Source organism: Streptomyces sp. MMBL 11-1 (genome assembly GCF_028622875.1).
GTDB lineage: Bacteria > Actinomycetota > Actinomycetes > Streptomycetales > Streptomycetaceae > Streptomyces.
The window spans coordinates 7,209,427-7,228,491 of record NZ_CP117709.1 but is presented as its reverse complement, the minus strand read 5'-3'; the positions used below and the strand labels follow the sequence as shown (position 1 = coordinate 7,228,491).

General features: G+C 71.0%; 16 protein-coding genes. 4 read left to right on the top strand and 12 right to left on the bottom strand.

All coding sequences use genetic code 11. The features are described 5' to 3' along the window. Positions 1-22 precede the first annotated feature (22 nt). A complete protein-coding gene (locus PSQ21_RS31880) occupies positions 23-1,072 on the bottom strand; it encodes a multicopper oxidase domain-containing protein (RefSeq protein WP_274034795.1) in 1,050 nt (349 codons plus the stop codon). Positions 1,073-1,342: 270 nt separating this feature from the next. On the opposite strand from PSQ21_RS31880, the gene PSQ21_RS31875 reads away from it, so the two are divergent. Continuing rightward, complete coding sequence (locus PSQ21_RS31875) at positions 1,343-3,847, top strand: ThuA domain-containing protein (RefSeq protein ID WP_274034793.1); 2,505 nt, start codon at positions 1,343-1,345, stop codon at positions 3,845-3,847. Continuing rightward, on the top strand, positions 3,844-6,078 hold the full coding sequence (locus PSQ21_RS31870) for an OmpL47-type beta-barrel domain-containing protein (protein ID WP_274034791.1): 2,235 nt from the start codon (positions 3,844-3,846) through the stop codon (positions 6,076-6,078). The genes PSQ21_RS31875 and PSQ21_RS31870 overlap by 4 nt, the downstream gene beginning before the upstream one ends. Before the next feature lie 14 nt (positions 6,079-6,092). On the opposite strand, the gene PSQ21_RS31865 is transcribed toward PSQ21_RS31870, so the two are convergent. Continuing rightward, positions 6,093-7,157, bottom strand: coding sequence for an ABC transporter permease (locus PSQ21_RS31865; protein ID WP_274034790.1), 1,065 nt, complete (start codon positions 7,155-7,157; stop codon positions 6,093-6,095). Further along, positions 7,154-8,182: a non-homologous end-joining DNA ligase gene (gene ligD, locus PSQ21_RS31860; protein WP_274034789.1), complete on the bottom strand. Its 1,029-nt coding sequence runs from the start codon at positions 8,180-8,182 to the stop codon at positions 7,154-7,156. Before ligD ends, PSQ21_RS31865 begins: the two co-directional genes overlap by 4 nt. 76 nt (positions 8,183-8,258) lie before the next feature. Here ligD and PSQ21_RS31855 point away from each other — a divergent pair, with 76 nt between their 5' ends. Continuing rightward, entirely contained in the window at positions 8,259-9,320 is a 1,062-nt protein-coding gene (locus tag PSQ21_RS31855; RefSeq protein WP_274034787.1) for an ATP-dependent DNA ligase, read from the top strand. A gap of 132 nt (positions 9,321-9,452) precedes the next feature. Beyond that, complete coding sequence (gene ppk2 / locus PSQ21_RS31850) at positions 9,453-10,421, top strand: polyphosphate kinase 2 (RefSeq protein WP_274034785.1); 969 nt, start codon at positions 9,453-9,455, stop codon at positions 10,419-10,421. A gap of 128 nt (positions 10,422-10,549) precedes the next feature. Here ppk2 and PSQ21_RS31845 read toward each other — a convergent pair whose 3' ends face one another. From PSQ21_RS31845 to PSQ21_RS31805, 9 genes are all read right to left on the bottom strand, one after another. Continuing rightward, a complete protein-coding gene (locus PSQ21_RS31845) occupies positions 10,550-11,278 on the bottom strand; it encodes a hypothetical protein (RefSeq protein WP_274034784.1) in 729 nt (242 codons plus the stop codon). Positions 11,279-11,440: 162 nt separating this feature from the next. Next, entirely contained in the window at positions 11,441-12,724 is a 1,284-nt protein-coding gene (locus PSQ21_RS31840) for a lytic transglycosylase domain-containing protein (protein WP_274034783.1), read from the bottom strand. 25 nt (positions 12,725-12,749) lie between these two features. Beyond that, complete coding sequence (locus PSQ21_RS31835) at positions 12,750-13,511, bottom strand: hypothetical protein (RefSeq protein ID WP_274034782.1); 762 nt, start codon at positions 13,509-13,511, stop codon at positions 12,750-12,752. A gap of 50 nt (positions 13,512-13,561) precedes the next feature. Then, entirely contained in the window at positions 13,562-14,059 is a 498-nt protein-coding gene (locus tag PSQ21_RS31830; protein WP_274036037.1) for a hypothetical protein, read from the bottom strand. Positions 14,060-14,268: 209 nt separating this feature from the next. Next, complete coding sequence (locus PSQ21_RS31825) at positions 14,269-14,955, bottom strand: hypothetical protein (RefSeq protein ID WP_274034781.1); 687 nt, start codon at positions 14,953-14,955, stop codon at positions 14,269-14,271. Then, positions 14,952-15,473 carry a hypothetical protein gene (locus tag PSQ21_RS31820; RefSeq protein WP_274034780.1) on the bottom strand — a complete coding sequence of 174 codons (522 nt, stop codon included), beginning with the start codon at positions 15,471-15,473 and terminating at the stop codon, positions 14,952-14,954. Before PSQ21_RS31820 ends, PSQ21_RS31825 begins: the two co-directional genes overlap by 4 nt. Then, the gene (locus tag PSQ21_RS31815) at positions 15,470-16,705 is read right to left on the bottom strand and encodes an MCE family protein (protein WP_274034778.1); all 1,236 of its coding nucleotides are present in this window, start codon (positions 16,703-16,705) and stop codon (positions 15,470-15,472) included. Before PSQ21_RS31815 ends, PSQ21_RS31820 begins: the two co-directional genes overlap by 4 nt. Then, positions 16,702-17,925, bottom strand: coding sequence for an MCE family protein (locus tag PSQ21_RS31810; protein ID WP_274034776.1), 1,224 nt, complete (start codon positions 17,923-17,925; stop codon positions 16,702-16,704). Before PSQ21_RS31810 ends, PSQ21_RS31815 begins: the two co-directional genes overlap by 4 nt. Further along, positions 17,922-19,064, bottom strand: coding sequence for an MCE family protein (locus tag PSQ21_RS31805; protein WP_274034774.1), 1,143 nt, complete (start codon positions 19,062-19,064; stop codon positions 17,922-17,924). Before PSQ21_RS31805 ends, PSQ21_RS31810 begins: the two co-directional genes overlap by 4 nt. Position 19,065 lies beyond the last annotated feature (1 nt).

The window sequence follows — 19,065 nt, the reverse complement described above, 5'->3', positions numbered from 1 at the left end:
GGCCCCGCACGGACGGGCGGGGTCAGTGCCGGTGCTCCCCCGCGCCCGTCCCGGCCTTCTCCTCGGCGCTCTTCGTGCCGCTCTTCTCCTCGGCCTTCTTCTCCGCGCCGCCCGCCGCATGGTGGGGCTCGTAGCCCGGGATCGTGCCGTCGGGTTTCTTGATCAGCAGCAGCCCCGCCATCCCCATGTCGGAGTGACTCTGGACGTGGCAGTGGTACATCCACGCGCCCGCGCCCACGCGTTCGCCCGCGATGATCTGGAGGCCGAAGGAGTCCGCGGGGCCACAGATCTTGTTGTCGATGACCCGGCTCGGGTCGTCGGGGCCGGTGAGGATGCCGGTCCGGTTGTCCGCCCAGCGGTGACCGTGGATATGGAAGGTGTGGTAGTACTCGCCGTGCGTGATCATCACGAATTCGAGCCGGTCACCCACCGTGGCCTCGAAGTTGACGCTGTTGTGGGCCGTCTTGTTGTTGATCATCATGTCGTTGAAGACGACCGTGCAGGTCTGGTCGGGCAGGATGTCGCCCTTGCGGCGCACGACGACCGGCCCGTACAGCCCCTTGCGGATGCCGCCGGTGCCGTGATCCGTGCCGACGACGTGGTCGTGGTAGTGCCAGTAGCCCGCGCTGCCCGGCTCGTAGGTGCCGTCCTTGCGGAGGCCCGGGGCGTGGGTGCGCCAGGTGTACGTCCGGGTGCCGCCGGGCTCGACGTGACTCCTGTTCATCCGGGTGCCGTCGTTGGCGATGTCGTAGTCGACGCCGTGGACGTGGAGGCTGGCGTCGACATCGGTGAGGTTCTCGAACTCGATGTGGACCGTGTCGCCCTCGTTCAGCTCGATGAGGGGGCCGGGGATCGAGGCCTTGCCCTTCTCGAAGCCGTAACCCAGCTCGCCGTTCGGCAACTTCTCGGCGTACATCCTGAGTCGGCGCACCACTCCGCCGGCCGGGGCCGTACGCGGCGGGTTCTCGGCCGAGCGCGCCTCCACCGCCCCGAGCGACAACGATGTCACCCCGGTCGCGGCCGCGGCTGCGCCCCCGACCAGCATCCGCCGGCTGAAGGTCCTTCGGTCCATGTCGAACTCCCTACTGCGAGAAGAGAACTGGCGATGCCGCAGGAACGGAACGGCGCTCACGGGATTCCGGAACGGGCCACACCGTAGCCGGGGCACCCTCGTTTATCCACACCCAGGACAAAGTTCACACGATTGCTGCCATACCTATTGGCCTACCGCGAAAAGAGGTCTAGCTTCGTGCGCTGTCACAGTGAATCAAGAGGTACCGACGAAGAGTGAGCAAGCCACAGTCACCGAGAGGTGCAGTGACCCAGAGGGGTGGGTGACCACATGCAGCGCGCATCACATCACCGGTCCAGATCACGACGCGGCCTCGCGGCGGCCGTGGCGGCCGGCGCACTGACCGTGTCCATGCTGGGCGGCGGCGGCCCGGCCAGCGCGGATCCGTCGCCGGACCGGGCCCTGGTCGAGAAGATGGCGACAACGTTGTCCTTGCCGACTCCGCCCGGTTCCGCCAAGCAGGTCAAGGTGCTGGTCTTCCACGCCTCGGCCGGCGACGAGGCGCCGTACACGGACGCCGGCATCGCGGCGATCGAGAAGATCGGGCTGAGCGGCCCGGAGGCCGGGCGGTTCGCCACCGTGGCCACCGCCGACCCCAGGGTCTTCACCAACGGCAAGCGGCTCGGCTCCTTCCATGCCGTCGTCTTCCTGACCGGCGGGGGCGACGTCCTCGACCCGGAGCAGGAAGCGGGCCTGGAGGCCTACATGGAGGCGGGCGGCGGCTTCCTCGGCATCCATGACGCGGCGCGCACGGAGCCGTACTCGGACTGGTTCACCGGGCTGGTCGGCGCCCGCCCCGCGGCGAACAGCCCGGCTTCCACGCAGCGGGCGACCGTCGAGATCGGGGACCGGATCCACCCGGCCACCAAGAATCTGCCGCTGGAGTGGAAGCGCCCGGACAAGTGGCTGAACTGGACGAAGAACCCGTCGGGTGACGTGCACACCGTGGCGCGCGTACGGGAGACGACGTACAAGCCGGGCGCGAGCGCCAACGGCTGGGACCACCCGGTCTCCTGGTGCCGCGACTACGACGGCGGCCGGTCCTTCTACACGGCCATGGGCGGTACGGTCAACAGCTTCGCGGAGACCGACTTCCGCGACCATCTGCGCGGCGCCCTCGCCTGGACGAACCGGACCTCGCAGGCCGACTGCAAGGCGACCATCACCTCCAACTACACCGCCGAGCGTCTGACCCAGCCCAACCAGCCGGGCCAGAACGACCAGATCGGTGAACCGCACGGTCTGGTGACCGCGCCGGACGGGCGGGTCCTCTACATCGGGCGCGGCGGGGCCGACAGCTCCGCCCCCGTCGTCATCGACTGGAACGACCCGGACATCGGCAAGGGCAAGGGCGAGATCCACGTCTACGACCCGAAGACCAAGAAGGTCACCCTTGCGGGCGCGCTGGACGTCTTCGGCAACAAGGGCGGCGGCGACGAACTGGTCAAGGTCGAGGAGGGGCTGCTCGGTATCGAGCTGGACCCGGACTTCGCCTCCAACGGATGGGTGTACCTGCACTACACCCCGCACGCGAAGATCGACCGCGACAAGCGCATGGCGACCCGGCAGGTCTCCCGGTTCACCTTCGACTCCGCGACCAACAAGCTGGACCTGGCCTCGGAGAAGGTGCTGCTCGGCTGGCCGGTGCAGATCAACAGCTGCTGCCACGCGGGCGGCGGCATGGCCTGGGACTCGCAGGACAACCTGTACATCGCGACCGGTGACAACAACTCCTCCGGATTCAGCGACGGTTACTCCGGCAACAACCCGCAGCCGAACTACAAGGGCGTCGCCTTCGCCGACGCGCGGCGCACCGCGGGCAACACCAACAACCTCAACGGGAAGATCCTGCGGATCCACCCGGAGGACGACGGCACGTACACCCTGCCCGAAGGCAACCTCTTCACCGGCAAGGAGCCGGACGAGGGCGGCGGGAAGACCCGTGGCGAGATCTACGTGATGGGCGTGCGCAACCCCGCCCGGATCTCGATCGACACCTCGACGGACACGCTGTACGCGGGCTGGGTCGGCCCCGACGCGGGTTCCCCGTCCACCACCTGGGGTCCGGCGAAGTACGACACGTTCGCCGCGATCACCAAGGCGGGCAACCACGGCTGGCCGTACTGCATGGGCAACAACCAGCCCTACCGGGACCGTAATCTGCCCGACCCGACCAAGCCGCTGGGCTGGTACGACTGCGACGCCCCGAAGAACGAGTCGCCGCACAACGACGGCCTGGTCAAGCTGCCGCCGGTGACCCCGAACACGATCTGGTACTCCCCGCAGGGCGGCGGGGTCGACTACCCGCGCGACGAGAACGGCGTACCGAGCTACAAGACGGAGGAGGGCACGGAACTGCTCCCCTGGCTCAAGGGCGGCGGGCAGGCCACGATGAACGGCCCGGTCTACCGCTACGACGCGCAGAGCGAGTCCACCGCCAAGTGGCCCGCCTACTGGGACGGCAAGTGGTTCGTCGGCGACTTCTACGACGCCACCCAGCCCCGGCACGCGGTGCTCACCGACCCGAAGACGGTCGGCAAGGGCGGACTGCCCACGCACGCCGAGTCGTTGAAGAAGATCATCCCGGTCGGGGCGGACGGCATCCGCAACCTGATGGACTGGAAGTTCGCGCCGGACGGTTCGCTGTACGTCCTGGACTACGGGCGAGGCTTCTTCACCTCCGACTCCAAGTCGGCGCTGTGGCGCGTGACGTACAAGGGCGGCGCCGCGACCCCGGCCGCCAAGGATCTCGTCGGAAAGGCGGCGGCGAAGTGAGACACCACTCGCTCCTGACACGCGGGCGGCACCGTCCGCCGAGCTTCTGGGTGGCCCTGCTGGCCTCCCTCCTGATGGTCCTCGGCCTGACCTCGACGGCCGCGTACGGCAAGGGGGACGACGCTCCCGCCGCTGCCGCCGACCAGGTGCTGACCTGGACCGCGGGCGACCCGATCGACCGCTACCTGTCCGCGCCGAAGACGGCGGTGGCCGGCCGGGCGACCATCGTCTTCGAGAACAGCACGGCCACCGGGAACACGACGAGCATGCCGCACACGCTGACGTTCGGCGTGTCGGACCCGGAGTTCAACAACGACGTCCAGCTGAACATCCTGGCCAACCCCGGCGACGCCGAGGGCGGCAAGCACAGCGTGGAGGTCACGCTGTCGCCCGGCCGGTACTTCTACCACTGCACGATCCCGGGCCACGGCATGATGCAGGGCATCCTGACCGTCACCGAGGGCAGCGGCGAGGACACCGAGGCCCCCGCGACCTCGGCGAAGGTCGACGGCGACCAGAACGGCGACGGCGCCTACATCGGCCAGGCCACCGTCGCCGTCGAGGCCACCGACACGGGCTCCGGCGTCGACACCGTCGAGTTCGCCCTCGGGGCGGACGGCGCGTGGCAGCCCTACACCACGCCCGTCGTGGTGAACGAGGTCGGCGACCACACGGTCCGCTACCGGGCCACCGACAAGGCGGGCAATGTGGCGGCGGAGAAGTCCGTCGACTTCGCGGTCGCCGCGCCGCCGACCGACGACACGACGCCGCCGGAGACCTCGGCGACCGTCTCGGGCGAGAAGGACGACGCGGGCGCGTACCTGGGGATGGCCACGGTCACCGTGACCGCGTCCGACACCGGGTCCGGCGTCAACACCATCGAGTACGCGCTCGGCGCGGACGGCGCCTGGCAGCCGTACACCGCACCGGTGATGGTCCACGAGCTCGGCGAGCACCAGGTCCGCTACCGGGCCACCGACCGGTCGGGCAACGTGGCGGACGGGAAGGCCGTCGACTTCACCGTGGTCGAGCCGCCGTCCCAGGACCGGACGGCTCCGGAGACCTCGGTGAAGGTGGAGGGCGACAAGAACAGCGACGGGGCGTTCATCACCAGCGCCAAGGCCGCCGTCTCGGCGACCGATGACGACTCGGGCGTGGACAAGGTCGAGTACTCCCTCGACGGCGGTCCCTATCTGGCGTACACCGCTCCGGTGATCGTCGACCGGGTCGGCTACCACTCCATCGCCCACCGGGCGACGGACAAGGCGGGCAACACCTCCGAGGCGAAGAAGGTGTCGTTCACCATCGCCCAGGGCGGTGGGGTTCCCGCGCCGAACTGCGCGGAGTTCGACGAGCGGCACACCGTCTTCGTCGGCACGGTCGACACGGGCGTCCCGAACCGGATCACCCGTAACCGCTGCACGATCAACGAACTGATCGAGGACGAGAAGGACTGGTCCTCGCACGCGCTGTTCCTCAAGCACGTGACGACGGTGCTCGACAAGTTGAGGACCGACGGCGTCATCGACCGGCGTGAGCGCCGGGCGATCTACCAGGCCGCCAAGGAGTCGGGCATCGGGAAGCCGGGCCAGGTCGAGGGCTACACCAAGCTCTTCGACGGCACGGCGGCCTCGCTCGCCAAATGGAGCCACGTGGGCGGCGGCAAGTTCGAGCTGAACGAGGAGGAGGGCTCCATCACCAGCTCCACCACGGTGGACGGGATGGGCATGCTGTGGCTGCCGAACCGGGCCTACGGCGACTACTCGCTCAAGCTCCAGTGGCGGGACGACGCCCCGGGCTCGGGCAACGCCAACGGCGGGGTCTTCGTCCGCTTCCCGAAGGTCCACGACCACCCGGAGGAGTCACGTCCGGAGTGGGTCGCCATCAAGTACGGCCATGAGATCCAGATCAACGACCGGCCGGACGGCGACATGTACAAGACCGGTTCGGTGTACGGCTTCGACCGGGTGGGGCTCGGCGGCGCCGGGGTCACACCGAAGGGAACCTGGAACGACTACGAGATCAAGGTGGTGGACCAGCACTACGAGATCTACCGCAACGGTGTCCTGATCAACGAGTTCGACAACACCCGGGGCCAGCTCTTCGAGCCGCCGCGGGGCGACGACCCGGGCACCGACGGCCGGCGGTTCGCCTCCGGTTACATCGGGCTCCAGGTGCACGGCGTCACCGACGTCATCTCGTACCGCGACATCCGGATCAAGGAGCTGTAGACCGCGGGGCCCGCTCAGGTGGCCGCGTCCGCATGCTCCGGCGTGCGGGCGCGGCCACCGGGGTGCCGGTGGCGCCACACCCAGAACACCGTGCAGGAGACCAGCGCCCAGCCGGCGAGGACCAGGTACGGGAAGACGAACTGGTGGCCCTGGTAGTACACGGCGGTGTGCTGGGCGTTGACGGAGGCTCCCGGCGGCAGCCAGCGGCCGATGTGCCCGAGCGCCGAGGGCAGCAGCGGCCAGGACACCGCGCCGCCGGATGACGGGTTGCCGAGCAGCACCATGACGCCCCAGGTGGGGATCATCGCCCAGCGGCCCATCAACGTGTTGAACATGGTGAAGACCATGCCGGAGGTGAACATCGTGAACGCCAGGATCAGCCAGGACTGGACGAACGGCAGGTTCACCGCCCCGAGCCACCAGTCCACCGCCGCCGCGATGGCGAACCCCCCGAGCAGGGCGTAGGCGACGGTGAAGGCGATCCGCTCGGCCGGATTGAGGCCGTGGGCGTGCACGCTGAGCTGGATCGCGCCGAGGAAGCCCATGATCACGGCGGCCAGCGAGATGTAGAACAGGGCGAGTCCGCGCGGGTCGCCCCGCTGGAGCGGCTTGATGTCACGGACCGTGACCTCGACGCCGGTGGCCTCCCCCACCTCCAGACCCGCCCTGCCGAGCAGTTCGGCCACGGACGCGCCGGAGGCTCCGGCCACGTCGAGCGCCACTCCCCCGTCCGACGCGCGCACGATGGCGAAGACCTTCTGCTCGTTCAGGGCGCGGCGGGCGTCGGCGACGTCGGGATACTCGCGCAGTTCGAGGGAGGCGTCCAGGGCCTTCTCCATGCCCGCGACGAACGTCTCGCCGCGCGCCGCCTCCGGCCGGGTGACCAGGGCGGCGGGGATGCGGTGCGGGGTCGGGTCGGCCATCGCGTACGTGTAGGAGCCGGCGAAGAGGCCGGCCGCGGCGGCGACGATCAGGACGAGGACGGTCGCGGGGAGGAACGGGCCGTTCTTGTACGCCTCCCAGCGCTCGCGGAGAGTCGGGGTCCGACCGTGCGCGCCGTGCTCGCCGCTCCCGCTCACGCCATCTCGCCGTCATCGTCGTCGTGGCGGGCGCGGCTGGGCTGGACGCGCTTGGGCTCGCCGGGCATCTTCGGATACTCCGGCGGATAGGGCATGTCACCGAGCCCGCGCTCCTTCCCGTCCCGGTCGGCCAGCTCCAGCAGGGCGTCGAGCCGGAACGCCTCCTGGTCCATGTCGGCGTGGACGTCGCCGAGTTCGGCGTAGCGCGCCGGGAGCGTGACGATGTCGAAGTCGCGCGGTTCGGCGTCGTCGATCTCCTCCCACCGCAGCGGCGCGGAGACCGGGGCGTGCGGGAAGGGGCGTACGGAGTAGGCGGAGGCGATGGTGCGGTCGCGGGCGGTCTGGTTGTAGTCGACGAAGATGCGCTCGCCGCGCTCCTCCTTCCACCAGGCGGTCGTCACCCGCTCGGGCATCCGCCGCTCCAGCTCGCGCCCGGCGGCGATGGCCGCGCGGCGCACCTCGGTGAAGGTCCGGACGGGCTCGATGGGCACGAAGATGTGGATGCCCCGGCCTCCGGAGGTCTTGGGCCAGCCGCGTACGCCGTGGTCCTCCAGGACGGAGCGCATTTCGTGGGCGGCGGTGACGGCGTCGGCGTAGTCGGTGCCGGGCTGCGGGTCCAGGTCGATGCGGAGTTCGTCCGGGTGGTCGGTGTCCCCGCCACGGACGGGCCAGGGGTGGAAGGTGAGGGTGCCGAGGTTGGCGGCCCAGATGACGGCGGCGAGTTCGGTCGGGCAGATCTCGTCGGCGGAACGGCCGCTCGGGAAGGCGATGTGGGCGGTGGGGATCCACTCGGGAAGGTTCTTCGGGGCCCGCTTCTGGTAGAAGAATTCGCCCTCCACCCCGTCCACGAAGCGTTGGAGCGTGGTCGGCCGGTTGTTCAGGGCCCGGGTGATCCCCGGCCCCACCGCCAGGAAGTACTCGGCCACGTCCCTCTTGGTGTAGCCCTTCTCGGGGAAGTACACCTTGTCCGGGTTGGACAGCCTCACGGCCCGTCCGCCCGCGTCCAGCTCCACCGCTGCTCCCATGACGGCCACCGTAGGCCGGTCGCACATATGCCGCACATCGGGAGACATGGGCGGGCGGGCGGGCCAGAATCGGCGCATGGACCTGCCGGTGATGCCGCCCGTGAAGCCGATGCTCGCCAAGTCGGTCTCCAAGATCCCGCCGGGCATGAGCTACGAGGCGAAGTGGGACGGCTTCCGGGCGATCGTGTACCGGGACGGCGACGAGGTGGAGATCGGCAGCCGCACGGGCAAGTCGCTGACCCGCTACTTCCCCGACCTGGTCGACGTCGTACGGGAGAACCTGCCGCCGCGCTGTGTGATCGACGGGGAGATCGTCATCGCCCACGAGGGGCGCCTCGACTTCGAGCGGCTCAGCGAGCGCATCCATCCGGCGGACTCCCGGGTGCGGCTGCTCGCCGAGCAGACCCCGGCGAGCCTGATCGCCTTCGACGTCCTCGCCGTCGACGACACCTCCCTTCTCCCCACCCGGCAGGCGGACCGGCGGGAGGTGCTGGGGGCAGCGCTCTCGGAAGCGTCCGCGCCCGTCTTCCTCGCCCCGGCCACCACGGACATCGAGGTCGCCCGGGAGTGGTTCGACCGGTACGAGGGGGCCGGGCTCGACGGGATCGTGGCCAAACCGCTCGATCTCCCCTACCGGCCGGATGCCCGGGCGATGTACAAGATCAAGCACGAGCGGACCGCCGACGTCGTGGTGGCGGGCTATCGCGAGCACAAGAGTGGCCCGGTCGTCGGCTCGCTCCTGCTCGGCCTGTACAACGCCGACGGCGTGCTCCAGCACGTCGGTGTCTGCGCCGCCTTCCCGATGAAGCGGCGCGCCGAGCTGGCCGAGGAACTCGTGCCGCTGCGCGTCGGGTCCGCCGAACATCCGTGGGCCGCCTGGGCGGACGCGGCGGCGCACGAGCAGTCCCGGCTGCCGGGGACGCAGAACCGCTGGTCGGGCAAGAAGGACCAGTCCTGGGTGCCGCTGCGCCCGGAGCGGGTGTGCGAGGTGGCCTACGACCACATGGAGGGCGACCGGTTCCGGCACACCACCCAGTTCCGTCGGTGGCGGCCGGACCGGTCCCCCGCCGACTGTACGTACGCACAGTTGGAGGAGGTCGTCTCCTTCGACCTGTCCGAGGTGTTGTCAGGCGGCTGATCCCGGCCACCGCGGCGGCTCGGACATGCCGGGCGGCTGCGGGGGCACACGCCCGTGCGGGAGAGGCCTCATCCGCGGCGGGCCGGGGCCTCTCCCGCCGCACCGGACCGTGAAGCGAACGGGGACACGACCATGACCGACGACGGCCGGAACACCGACCCCGCGGAGCTGCTGAAGGGACTGACCGTCGACGGCCGGCGCCCCGAGCAGCCCGTGCTCCTCGACGAGCAGGGCCGTCCTCTTGAGACATGGCGGGAGAACTACCCGTACGACCGGAAGGTGCGCCGCGGGGAGTACGAACGGGAGAAACGTTTCCTCCAGATCGAGCTCCTGAAGCTCCAGCGGTGGGTCCGCGAGAGCGGGCAGCGGCTGGTGGTCCTGTGCGAGGGCCGCGACGCGGCGGGCAAGGGCGGCACGATCCAGCGGTTCACCGAGCGGCTCAACCCGCGTGGGGCGCGCGTGGTCGCCCTGGAGAAGCCCACCGAGCGCGAGAGCGGGCAGTGGTACTTCCAGCGGTACGTGGCTCATCTGCCGACCGCCGGCGAGATCGTCTTCTTCGACCGCTCCTGGTACAACCGGGCCGGGGTGGAACGGGTGATGGGCTTCTGCACGCCGGAGCAGTACGAGCACTTCCTGAGGCAGGCCCCGCAGTTCGAGCGGATGCTCGTCGACGACGGTGTCCTGCTGGTGAAGTTCTGGTTCTCGGTCTCCCGCGGTGAGCAGCGGACCCGCTTCGCGATCCGGCAGGTCGACCCGGTGCGCCAGTGGAAGCTGTCGCCGACCGACCTGGCTTCCTTGGATCTCTGGGACGAGTACACCACCGCGAAGGTCGAGATGTTCCGGGCCACGGACACCGAGTACGCGCCGTGGACCGTGGTGAAGAGCAACGACAAGAAGCGCGGCAGGCTGGAGGCGATGCGCAGTCTTCTGTGGCGTTTCGACTACGACAGCAAGGACGAGAAGGCCGTAGGCACACCGGACCCGCTCATCCTCGGCCCGGCGGACACCCTGCTGGAACCCGGCGAGGAACGGACCGACCTCTCGCCCACTCCTCTGGCAGGCCGGGCACACGGGCCGGGCGACCATCCCGGGCGGGCGTGACCCCGGCGCGTTCCCGCCTCCGGCACCGTCCGCTCTCCCTCGGGGAGAGCAGTTCCGTGCCGGAGGCGAGAACGCACCGCGCGAAGGGCCTCATGGGTCATGCGTCACGCACACAAACGCTTCCCCGGTCAGGCGGTGATTTCCTTCGGGTCGACCAGGTCGGCGTCGGCCGGCGCCTGCGCTTCGACCTTCTTGTTGTAATCGCTCAGCACGACCTCACCCGGGGCGTCTCCGCCCTCCGTGACCGCCTTGAGGATAAAGGGCTCACCCTCGGTGGCGACGTACATGGTGATCTTCTCACCACCCGACTGCTTCTTCTCCAGGGCCAGTACCGACTGCCCGTCGATCTCCGTGGTGTCCCCCTTCTTCAATCCCTTCCGCTCGGACTTGTCGCTGTCCAGCGAGGCCAGAAACGCCTGCTTGTCACACATTCCCTCGGTGCCGGACTGGCCCGGTTCGGACTTCACCCACTTGCCCTGCAGTTGCTCGACCGCCCCGTCGGTACCGGGCTTGCCCTGGAGCGAGTTCTGCCAGAACTTCTCGTCACCGCGCACATAGACCTGCTGCCCGATCTGCAGGACATCGGCCTTGGCACCCTGGCCGGTCATCGTGCCCTTGCACCGGTCCTGATTGTCGACATGGAAATCGAGACCTATCTCGCCCCCACCCTGTTGCCGCGCGTTCCCCTCGATCCGTACGGATTTCGCGTCACGCGTCGCCTTGACCGCGTCCGCCGCGATGGTATCCGCGCTTTTTCCGCCGAACGCCTCCTCGCTGCTTTTCTCCCCGCCGCATCCGACGAGCACGGTCGCACCCAGAGAAACCGAAACCACAGCCAGAAACGCCTTCTTCGCCACTGTTTCCTCCCAGGAATAGTGAAGGACCGCTGCGGGCCTTCACCTGCCCGGCTACCCGACGAAATCGGAATCGCACCTATGCGTCTCCCGCACACGTGCATTTCCGGCCCCGGAGAGCGCCTGGGCCGGGCACAGGAGCGAAACGCGCGGACCGAACCGGGCTCAGCCGCCGGACCCTTCGCCCGGCACACACGGATCGCCGGGTTCGTCCTGGCTCCCCGGGGGCTCCTCGCTCGGAGAGGAATCCGAGGGCGAAGGTGACGGGGTGTCGTCGGGGCAGCCCGGGCCGGGGTCGGGCGGTGTGGTGGGGCCGGGGTCTGTCGGGTCGGGGCTGGGGCTCGGGCCCGGATCGGTGGGGCCGGGGTCGGTCGGGTCGGGACTGGGGCTCGGGCCCGGGTCGGTCGGGTCGGGGCTGGGGCTCGGGCCGGGGTCGGTGGGGCCGGGGTCCGTCGGGTCGGGGCTCGGGCTCGGTGAGCCGGGGCCGGTGGGACGGGGGGTGGGCGTCGGACCCGGCGGGCGGGTGGGCTGCGGGCCGACGACGACGCCTCCGTCGCCCTTGCCGGGACGTTCCGGCGCGCCGGGCCCGCCGACCGGGGCCTTGGGCGGGGTCTTCCCGCCGGGGCCGGGACTGACCGGGAGGACGCCCTTGCCGTCGGCGACCGGGTGGCTGCCGTTGCGGTAGAACTCCAGCCACGACAGCACGGTCCGCAGATACGTGTCGGAGCGGTTGTAGCTGAGGATCGCCCGGTCCAGGTCGGCGCGGCGGGTCAGATCGCGGGACCCGGCACAGAGGTAGCGCCCGGCCGCGAGCGCCGCGTCGTAGATGTTGTTCGGGTCCCGGCGGCCGTCACCGTTGCCGTCCGCGCCCCAGGCGGCCCAGGTCGAGGGGATGAACTGCATCGGCCCGACGGCCCGGTCGTAGGCGCGGTCCCCGTCGTACGCCCCGTCGTCGGTGTCCCGGATCAACGCGAAGCCGTTCCCGTCGAGCGCGGGGCCGAGGATCGGGGTGAGCGTCGTCCCGCGCGCGTCGACCCTGCCGCCGGACGCCTGGCCGGACTCGACCTTGCCGATCGCCGCGAGCAGCTGCCACGGCAGCCCGCAGCCCGGGTCGCCGCGGTCCATCGCGCTCTCGGCCTTGCGGTAGGCGGCCAGCACGGTCGCCGGAATGCCCGCCTCGGACCAGGCGCGGGCCACGAGCGGGTCGGTTTTCGCCCCGGGCTTCAGGGGCGCGGGCGGCTCCGGGGACCGCAGCGGAGGTAACTCGGTGTGATAGGCGTCGTCGCCCGGCACCTCGCTCCACACGACGTCGTCGGAGGTCGCCGCCTTGCCCGGCCGGGGCTCGGGCACCGCGAACCCCGGGGCCTGGGACGTGGTGAGCGCGGTCATCGCGGCGACGGCGGTGGCCGTGGCGCCGATCCTGCGGCGCACCGTGCGGTTGATGCTCATCCGGACTCCACTCCCTCTCCGGGGCTCAGCGGGTGAACGTGTCGATGGCGGCGATCAGCCAGGTGTCCCCCCGGCGGACGGCGTCCACGGCGAACATGGCCGCCGCGTACGTCGTCTCCTCGTCCTTGCCGGTACGGGTGTTGCTCTGGTCGGCGAAGATCAGCAGCCGGGCGCGGTCGCCGTCGAGGAACTCGACCCCGCTCTCGGTCACGGTGGTGGTCAGGACGAGCTTCTGCTTCGGGGCCTGCTCCCGGACGTCGGCGAGCATGTCCTTGTGCTGCCGCACGGCCCGGCCGGTCAGATACGTGCTCGCGGCGCGGTCGGACCGGGCGGGCGAGGCGTAGTCGTACGAGAACACCGCGCCGACCGCCTCGCTGATCCGGCCCTTCACCTCGCTGGTCCGGCCGATGTCGGTGAGCGCGGAGTTCTGCCGGGCCGGTTCGTCACGGAGGCCGTCGGCCGAGGCGAACGCCCAGGCGGCGAAGGCCCCGAGGAGGACCGTGAGGGCGCACAGCGCGGCGAGGACGACGACGCGCCGGCGGGACGCCCGGCCACGGGGGTCGGCCGCCGGCGCGTCCGGAGCGGTGTCGGGCCGGGCGGCACCGAGGTCGGTGTCGGCATCGCCATCGGCTGCCGCGCTTGCCGTCGCCTGCGGTCCGGTATCAGCGGCGGCGGTGGTATCAGCGGTGACCTGCTCGGGTGCCGGCTCCGTCTCGGCCCCCGCCGTACGCGGTGGTGCCGTGGCCAGCCGGCGGCGGCGGTTCACGAGGTGACGGGTCGTCGACATGGGCGGGGTCCTCTCCGGGGCGTGCGGGGCGGGGCGGGTGCGGGCGGAGGTCAGCCGCCGGTGCCGCCGACGGGTGCCTGGCCCAGCGCGCTGAGCTTCCACCCATCGGCGGTGCGGGTGAGACTCCCGAGCAACCGGCTCTCCTTCACCGCCGGTTCACCCTTGGGCGCGGTCACGGTGACCCGTAGCGCCACCATCACCCCCGCCCGGCCGGCCCGTTGGTCCAGCTCGGTCACCGCGCCCGAGAGGACCTCGGCCGTGCTCACCGTCTTCGCCTCGGCGATCTGCCCGGCGAACGCATCGCGGCCGTCCACAAGTTGGCGGTGCAGGTCGCCGGTGGTGGACTGCTCCCAGCTGTCGAGCCCCTTCTCCAGCGACCGGTGGTCCAGGGTGTTCATGTTCTGCACCGCCTGTTCTCCCGCCGCCAGCGCGTCGTCCCGCGTCCGCGCGAAGGACGCCGCGTCGTCGTGCGTGGCCTCGTAGCGCAGCCAGCCGCCCCAGCCCGCCGCTCCGGCCGCGCATATCGCCAGGGCCAGCGCGACGATCACCAGCGGGTTCCTCGCCGGCGTCCGTACCGCCTCTGCGGGCACCGTGCTCTCCTGTGCCGTGCCCTGCCGCGCCGAGTCCTGCCGTGCCGTGTCCTCCTGTGCCATGTCCTGCCGTGCCGAGTCCTGTCGTCCCGTTTCCTGCCGTGCCATGTGCTGCCTCTCCCCTGCCTGCCGAACCGGACCGGTGCGCCATCGCCTCCGGCCCGCCCTCACGTGGAGCCGATCCCGACGATCCACCAGCGCCCGTCGCGCAGTTCCGCGACCACCGTGAGCTGCGCGGAGGCGGTGGTGGGGGCGCGGCCCCGGCGCTCGTAGACCTGGTCGAGGAAGACCAGGAGGTGGGCACTGCTGTCGGTCAGCCGGGTCACCCCGGCCCGGACGACCTCGGTGGTGAGCGTCAGCTTCTGGTCGGCGGACTGCCGCTCGACCTGGCCGAACAGCGCCGCGTACTGCTGGAGCGCCTTGCCCGCCAGGACCTCCTTCGCCGCCGCCCTGGTCACGGCGGTGGCCCCGGGGCCGTACGAGAAGATCTTCCCGAGCGCGCTGCTGACGTCGCCGGTGACCCGGGCCGTCGCCTCCGCGTCGGTGAGCGCGAGGTTCGCCGTGGCCGGGGTGTCCCGCAGGTGGCGGCCCTCGGCGTACAGGGCCCCGCCGGTGGCGATCAGGGCGACCGTCAGCAGTGTGCCGAGGACGCGTGGCCACCGGCGGCGGGACACGTCCGTCGCATCCGTCGCGTCCTTCGTGTCCACCGCGGTCGCTTCCGGCACGTCCGTCGTGTCCACCGCGGCCGTCTCGGCCGTCTCCGCCGTGGCGTCCGTGGCGTCCGTCGGGTCCGATACGTTCGTTACGTCCGTAGCCGTGTCGTCCACCGTGGTCGTTCCTCCCCGCTGCTTCATCGGCCACCGCCCGTCCCGATCGCTGTGAGCGCCTTGACCTTCCAGCCGTCGGCCGTACGCGCGAGGGTCGCCTCGAACCGTTTGCGCTGGGTGCCGGCCGCGCCGGAGCGCGGGGTGACCTCGACGTCCACGGTGGCGATCAGCTCCGCCGTGCCCGTGCGCTCGTCCAGTGCCGTCAGCGCCGCCGACGTGACCTTGCCCCGGGCCGAGTCACCCGCGGTCGTCAGGGACTTCGCGTCGGCCTTCCGGGTCCGCTCCAGCTGGTCGCGCAGCGGCCCCGTGGAGGAGTCCAGCCAGCCCCGCAGACCGTCGTCGACCCGCTGCGCGCTCTCGCCGTCCAGGCTGTTCAGCGTCGCGAGGTGCCGCTTGCCGTCGGCCAGGGCCGCGTCGCGGGCCTTCGCGTAGGACAGGGAGCGGTCCCCGCGCGCCTGCCCGTACGACCAGGCGCCCAGGCCGCAGAGCAGGGCGGCGACGAGCAGGACGGCCCAGCCGGTCCGGCGGCGGGTGCGGGGGGTCATGAGCCGCCTTCCAGACCCAGCAGCCCGGCCATGCCTTCGGTCGGCGGCTGCGCGGGCGCGGAACCGGAGTTGGTCGTTCCGGGCAGCTTCATCCTGCCCGGAACGGCTGGTTCCGGCACCGGGCCGCCCTTGGGGGCGTTGGCGCTGCCCCGGACGTTGATGCCGGTGCCGGGCGAGGACGTGCAGCGGGCGGCGGTGTTCACGGCGGGTCCGTCCGAGGTGTTGAGGCCGTTGCGGTAGACCGTGCCGCCGTAGCCCGCGGTGCACGGGAGCGGTTCGAAGAAGGTGACGGACATCCCGAACCGGGCGCCGTCGTCGTCGACCGCGCTCGCTCCGGCGGCGGCGACGGCGGGCAGCTTCACGAGGAGTTCCTCCAGGCCTCGCTGACGGGTGACGGCGACCTCCGATGTGGTGAGGAGGTTGGCGACGACGACACCGAAGGCGGGGTCCAGGTCGCGCAGCAGCCCGCTGATCTGGACGGCGGCGTCCGGGGTGGTCGCGATGAGGCGGCGCAGGTCGGCGTCGGAGCCCTTGAGTTCGGCGGCCAGTTCCTTGGCCCCCGAGGCGAAGCCCTTGAGCGCCTGTCCCTGTTCGGCCTGGGTGCGCAGGACGCGCTCGCCGTCGGCCATCAGCCGGGTGGTGACCGGCAGGGCCTTGTCCGCGGCCTCGATGAAGTCACCGCTGGTGTCCAGCAGGACCTGGAGGTCGTCGCCGCGCCCCTCGAAGGCTGCCCCGAACTCCTCGACGACGGTCCGCAGGCTCTCCAGGTCCACGGAGCTCGCCAGGTCGTCGACGCTGGTGAGGACATCGGTGGGGGGCGCGGGGGTGGTGGTGTCGGCCTCGTCGATCACCGAGCCGTTGCCCAGGAAGGGGCCGTCCTCGCGGGTGGGCCGCAGATCGACGTACTGCTCGCCGACCGCCGAGAGGTTCGCGACGACGGCGGTGAGGCTGTCCGGGATCGGCGGCGCGTCTTTCTCGATCCGCAGCTCGGCCTCGACACCGTCGTCGGTCAGCTCAATGGGGCCGACGCGGCCCACGGAGACGCCCCGGTAGGTGACGTTGGAATGGGTGTACAGGCCGCCCGTCTGCGGGAGCTGGACCGTGACGGTGTAGTAGCTGCGCAGTCCGACGTAGTGGCCGAGATCGGCGTACCGCACACCCAGGTAGCCGAGGACCAGAACGGCGATGACGAGGAAGGCGAGGTTCTTCAGCCGGATGGAGAGGGTGATCACGGTGTCGCCTCCTTCTCCGGCCTCGACGCCTCGGGCGCGGCCGTCCTCGAGGTTCCGGAGGCGTCGGGCTTCGGCGTTCCCGCCACGGTGGGCAGCGGCAGGGGCAGCGCGCCCCGGGCGACCGCGCCCCCTCCCTCGGCCGGCGGCAGCGGGATCCCGGGAGGATCCGGGGTCAGGGCGGGGATGATCTGCGTACCGGGCAGGGCCGTCACGTCCAGGTAGACGTTGAGGTAGTCGCCCTTGACGCCGCGCAGCACCTCGTCCGTGAACGGGTAGGTCAACAGCACCTGGAGGGAGTCGGGGAGGTCCTGGCCGGAGTCGGCGAGCGCCTTGAGAGTGGGGGCGAGCGCCTTGAGGTCCGCGATCATGTCGGCTTTGCTCCGGTTGATCGTGTCGACGGCCACGGTGGAGAGGGTGTCGAGGGAGCGCAGCATGGTCAGCAGCGAGCCGCGCTGTTTCTCCAGGACCTTGAGTCCGGGGCTGAGCCCGGTGAGGACCGTGCCGACGTCCTGCTTGCGGGTGGCGAGGGTGGCGGCGAGGCGGTTGACGCCGTCCAGGGCCTTGGTGATGTCGCCCTTGTTCTCGTCCAGGTCGGTCACGAGGGTGTCGACCCGGTTGAGCATGGAGCGGATCTGCGGCTCCTGCCCGGCGAGCGCCTTGTTGAGTTCGGTGGTGATGGTCTTGAGCTGCTGGACGCCGCCCCCGTTGAGGAGCAGGGACAGGGCGCCGAAGACCTCTTCGACCTCCGGGTTCCGGTTGGTGCGGGAGTGCGGGATGCGGCCGCCGGAGGCGAGCGACCCGCGTGCGGTGCCCTCGGGGGGCGGGGCGAGCTGGATGAACTTCTCGCCGAGCAGGCTGGACTGTTCGAGGCGGGCGTAGGAGTTCGCGGGGAGTTCGATCTTCCCGTTCACCCGCATGGTGACCCGGGCCCGCCAGCCGTCCGGGGCCAGTGCGATCTTCGTGACGCGTCCCACGGCCACGTCGTTGACCTTGACCGAGGACTGCGGTGCGAGGCTGAGGACGTCGCCGAACTCGGCGGTGACCTCGTACGGCCGGTCGCCGAGGTCGGCGCCGCCGGGCAGGGGTATCTGTTCGATGCCGGTGAAGGAGGGGCCGTCGGGGCGGACCACGACCAGGGCGATCAGCGCTCCGGTGGCGAGCAGGGCCACGGCTCCGAGGGCCGCCCGTGCGACGGGTCTGCGCCGGTCGTCGTCGTTCATCCTCGCGCCCCCTTCTCCTGGCCGGGCTGCTTGCCGGGCTGCTTCTTCGGGGTGCCGTAGACCGTGCCGACCTCCGGGAGCGGCAGGACGGGCAGGGCCTCGCGGCGGATCGCGTCGACGGGTGCGAGCCCGGTGAGCCGGCCGGCGGCGGAGGCGGCCCCGGGGTCGACGAGCGGCCCGCCCATGGACAGTTCGTTGAGGTTGGTGCGCCCGTTGAGGGTGCGGTTGGCGGGGTCGTAGGCGTTCAGGACGTTGCCCGCGGCGAGCGGGAGGGTGTCCATCGCCTCGGCGAGCGAGGCGCGCTGGTCGACGAGCGCCTGGGTGACGGGCACCAGCGCCTCGACGTTCTTCTTGAGCGCGCCGCGGTTCTTGGCGATGAACGTCTTGACCTGGCCGAGAGCGGTGCCGAGTTCCTTGAGGGCCGCGCTGAGGTTCTTCTTGTCGTCGGCGAGGAAGGAGGTGACCGTGTTCAGCTGCTGCTCGGCGCTGCGGACGTTGCCGTCGTTCTCCTTGAGCATGGTGGTGAAGGACTGGAGGTGGGCCAGGGTGTCGAACAGGTCGCCGCTGGACTTGTCGAGCGTCTTGGTGGCCTTGCCGAACTGCTCGATGGAGTCCCCGATGGCCTTGCCGTTGCCGTCGAGGTTCTTCGCCCCGGTGTCCAGGAGCCGGGCGAGCGCCCCGTCGGCGTTGGCTCCGTTCGGGCCGAGCGCGGTGGAGAGTTCGGTGATGGAGGCGTACAGCTCGTCGACCTCGACGGGGGTGGCGTTGCGGGCGGCGGGCAGGACCGCGTCGTCGGCGAGCCGGGGGCCGCCGTCGTAGGCCGGGGCGAGCTGGACGTAGCGGTCGGCGACGAGGCTGGGGGCGACGACGACGGCGTGGGCGTCCTGGGGGACGTCGATGCCACGGTCGAGGCGCAGCACGACTTTCACCTCCTTGCCGCGGGGTTCGACGGATGCGACGGTCCCGACCTTGACGCCGAGGATCCGCAGGTCGGATCCGGCGTAGACGCCGGTGGCGCGTTCGAAGTAGGCGGTGACGGTGGTCTTCCCGTCCTCCTCCAGGGCGCTCACGCCGGTGGCGGCCGCGACGGCGACGAGGGCGAGGCCCGCGGTGATGCCGATGATGCGGGTGCGTCTCATG

What these genes read in the sequence shown, in the direction of transcription:
- PSQ21_RS31880 (WP_274034795.1), bottom strand. Translation starts at nt 1,072, where the DNA reads ATGGACCGAAGGACCTTCAGCCGGCGGATGCTGGTCGGGGGCGCAGCC.
- PSQ21_RS31875 (WP_274034793.1), top strand. Translation starts at nt 1,343, where the DNA reads ATGCAGCGCGCATCACATCACCGGTCCAGATCACGACGCGGCCTCGCG.
- ligD (WP_274034789.1), bottom strand. Translation starts at nt 8,182, where the DNA reads ATGGGAGCAGCGGTGGAGCTGGACGCGGGCGGACGGGCCGTGAGGCTG.
- PSQ21_RS31855 (WP_274034787.1), top strand. Translation starts at nt 8,259, where the DNA reads ATGGACCTGCCGGTGATGCCGCCCGTGAAGCCGATGCTCGCCAAGTCG.
- ppk2 (WP_274034785.1), top strand. Translation starts at nt 9,453, where the DNA reads ATGACCGACGACGGCCGGAACACCGACCCCGCGGAGCTGCTGAAGGGA.
- PSQ21_RS31840 (WP_274034783.1), bottom strand. Translation starts at nt 12,724, where the DNA reads ATGAGCATCAACCGCACGGTGCGCCGCAGGATCGGCGCCACGGCCACC.
- PSQ21_RS31835 (WP_274034782.1), bottom strand. Translation starts at nt 13,511, where the DNA reads ATGTCGACGACCCGTCACCTCGTGAACCGCCGCCGCCGGCTGGCCACG.
- PSQ21_RS31825 (WP_274034781.1), bottom strand. Translation starts at nt 14,955, where the DNA reads ATGAAGCAGCGGGGAGGAACGACCACGGTGGACGACACGGCTACGGAC.
- PSQ21_RS31820 (WP_274034780.1), bottom strand. Translation starts at nt 15,473, where the DNA reads ATGACCCCCCGCACCCGCCGCCGGACCGGCTGGGCCGTCCTGCTCGTC.
- PSQ21_RS31810 (WP_274034776.1), bottom strand. Translation starts at nt 17,925, where the DNA reads ATGAACGACGACGACCGGCGCAGACCCGTCGCACGGGCGGCCCTCGGA.
- PSQ21_RS31805 (WP_274034774.1), bottom strand. Translation starts at nt 19,064, where the DNA reads ATGAGACGCACCCGCATCATCGGCATCACCGCGGGCCTCGCCCTCGTC.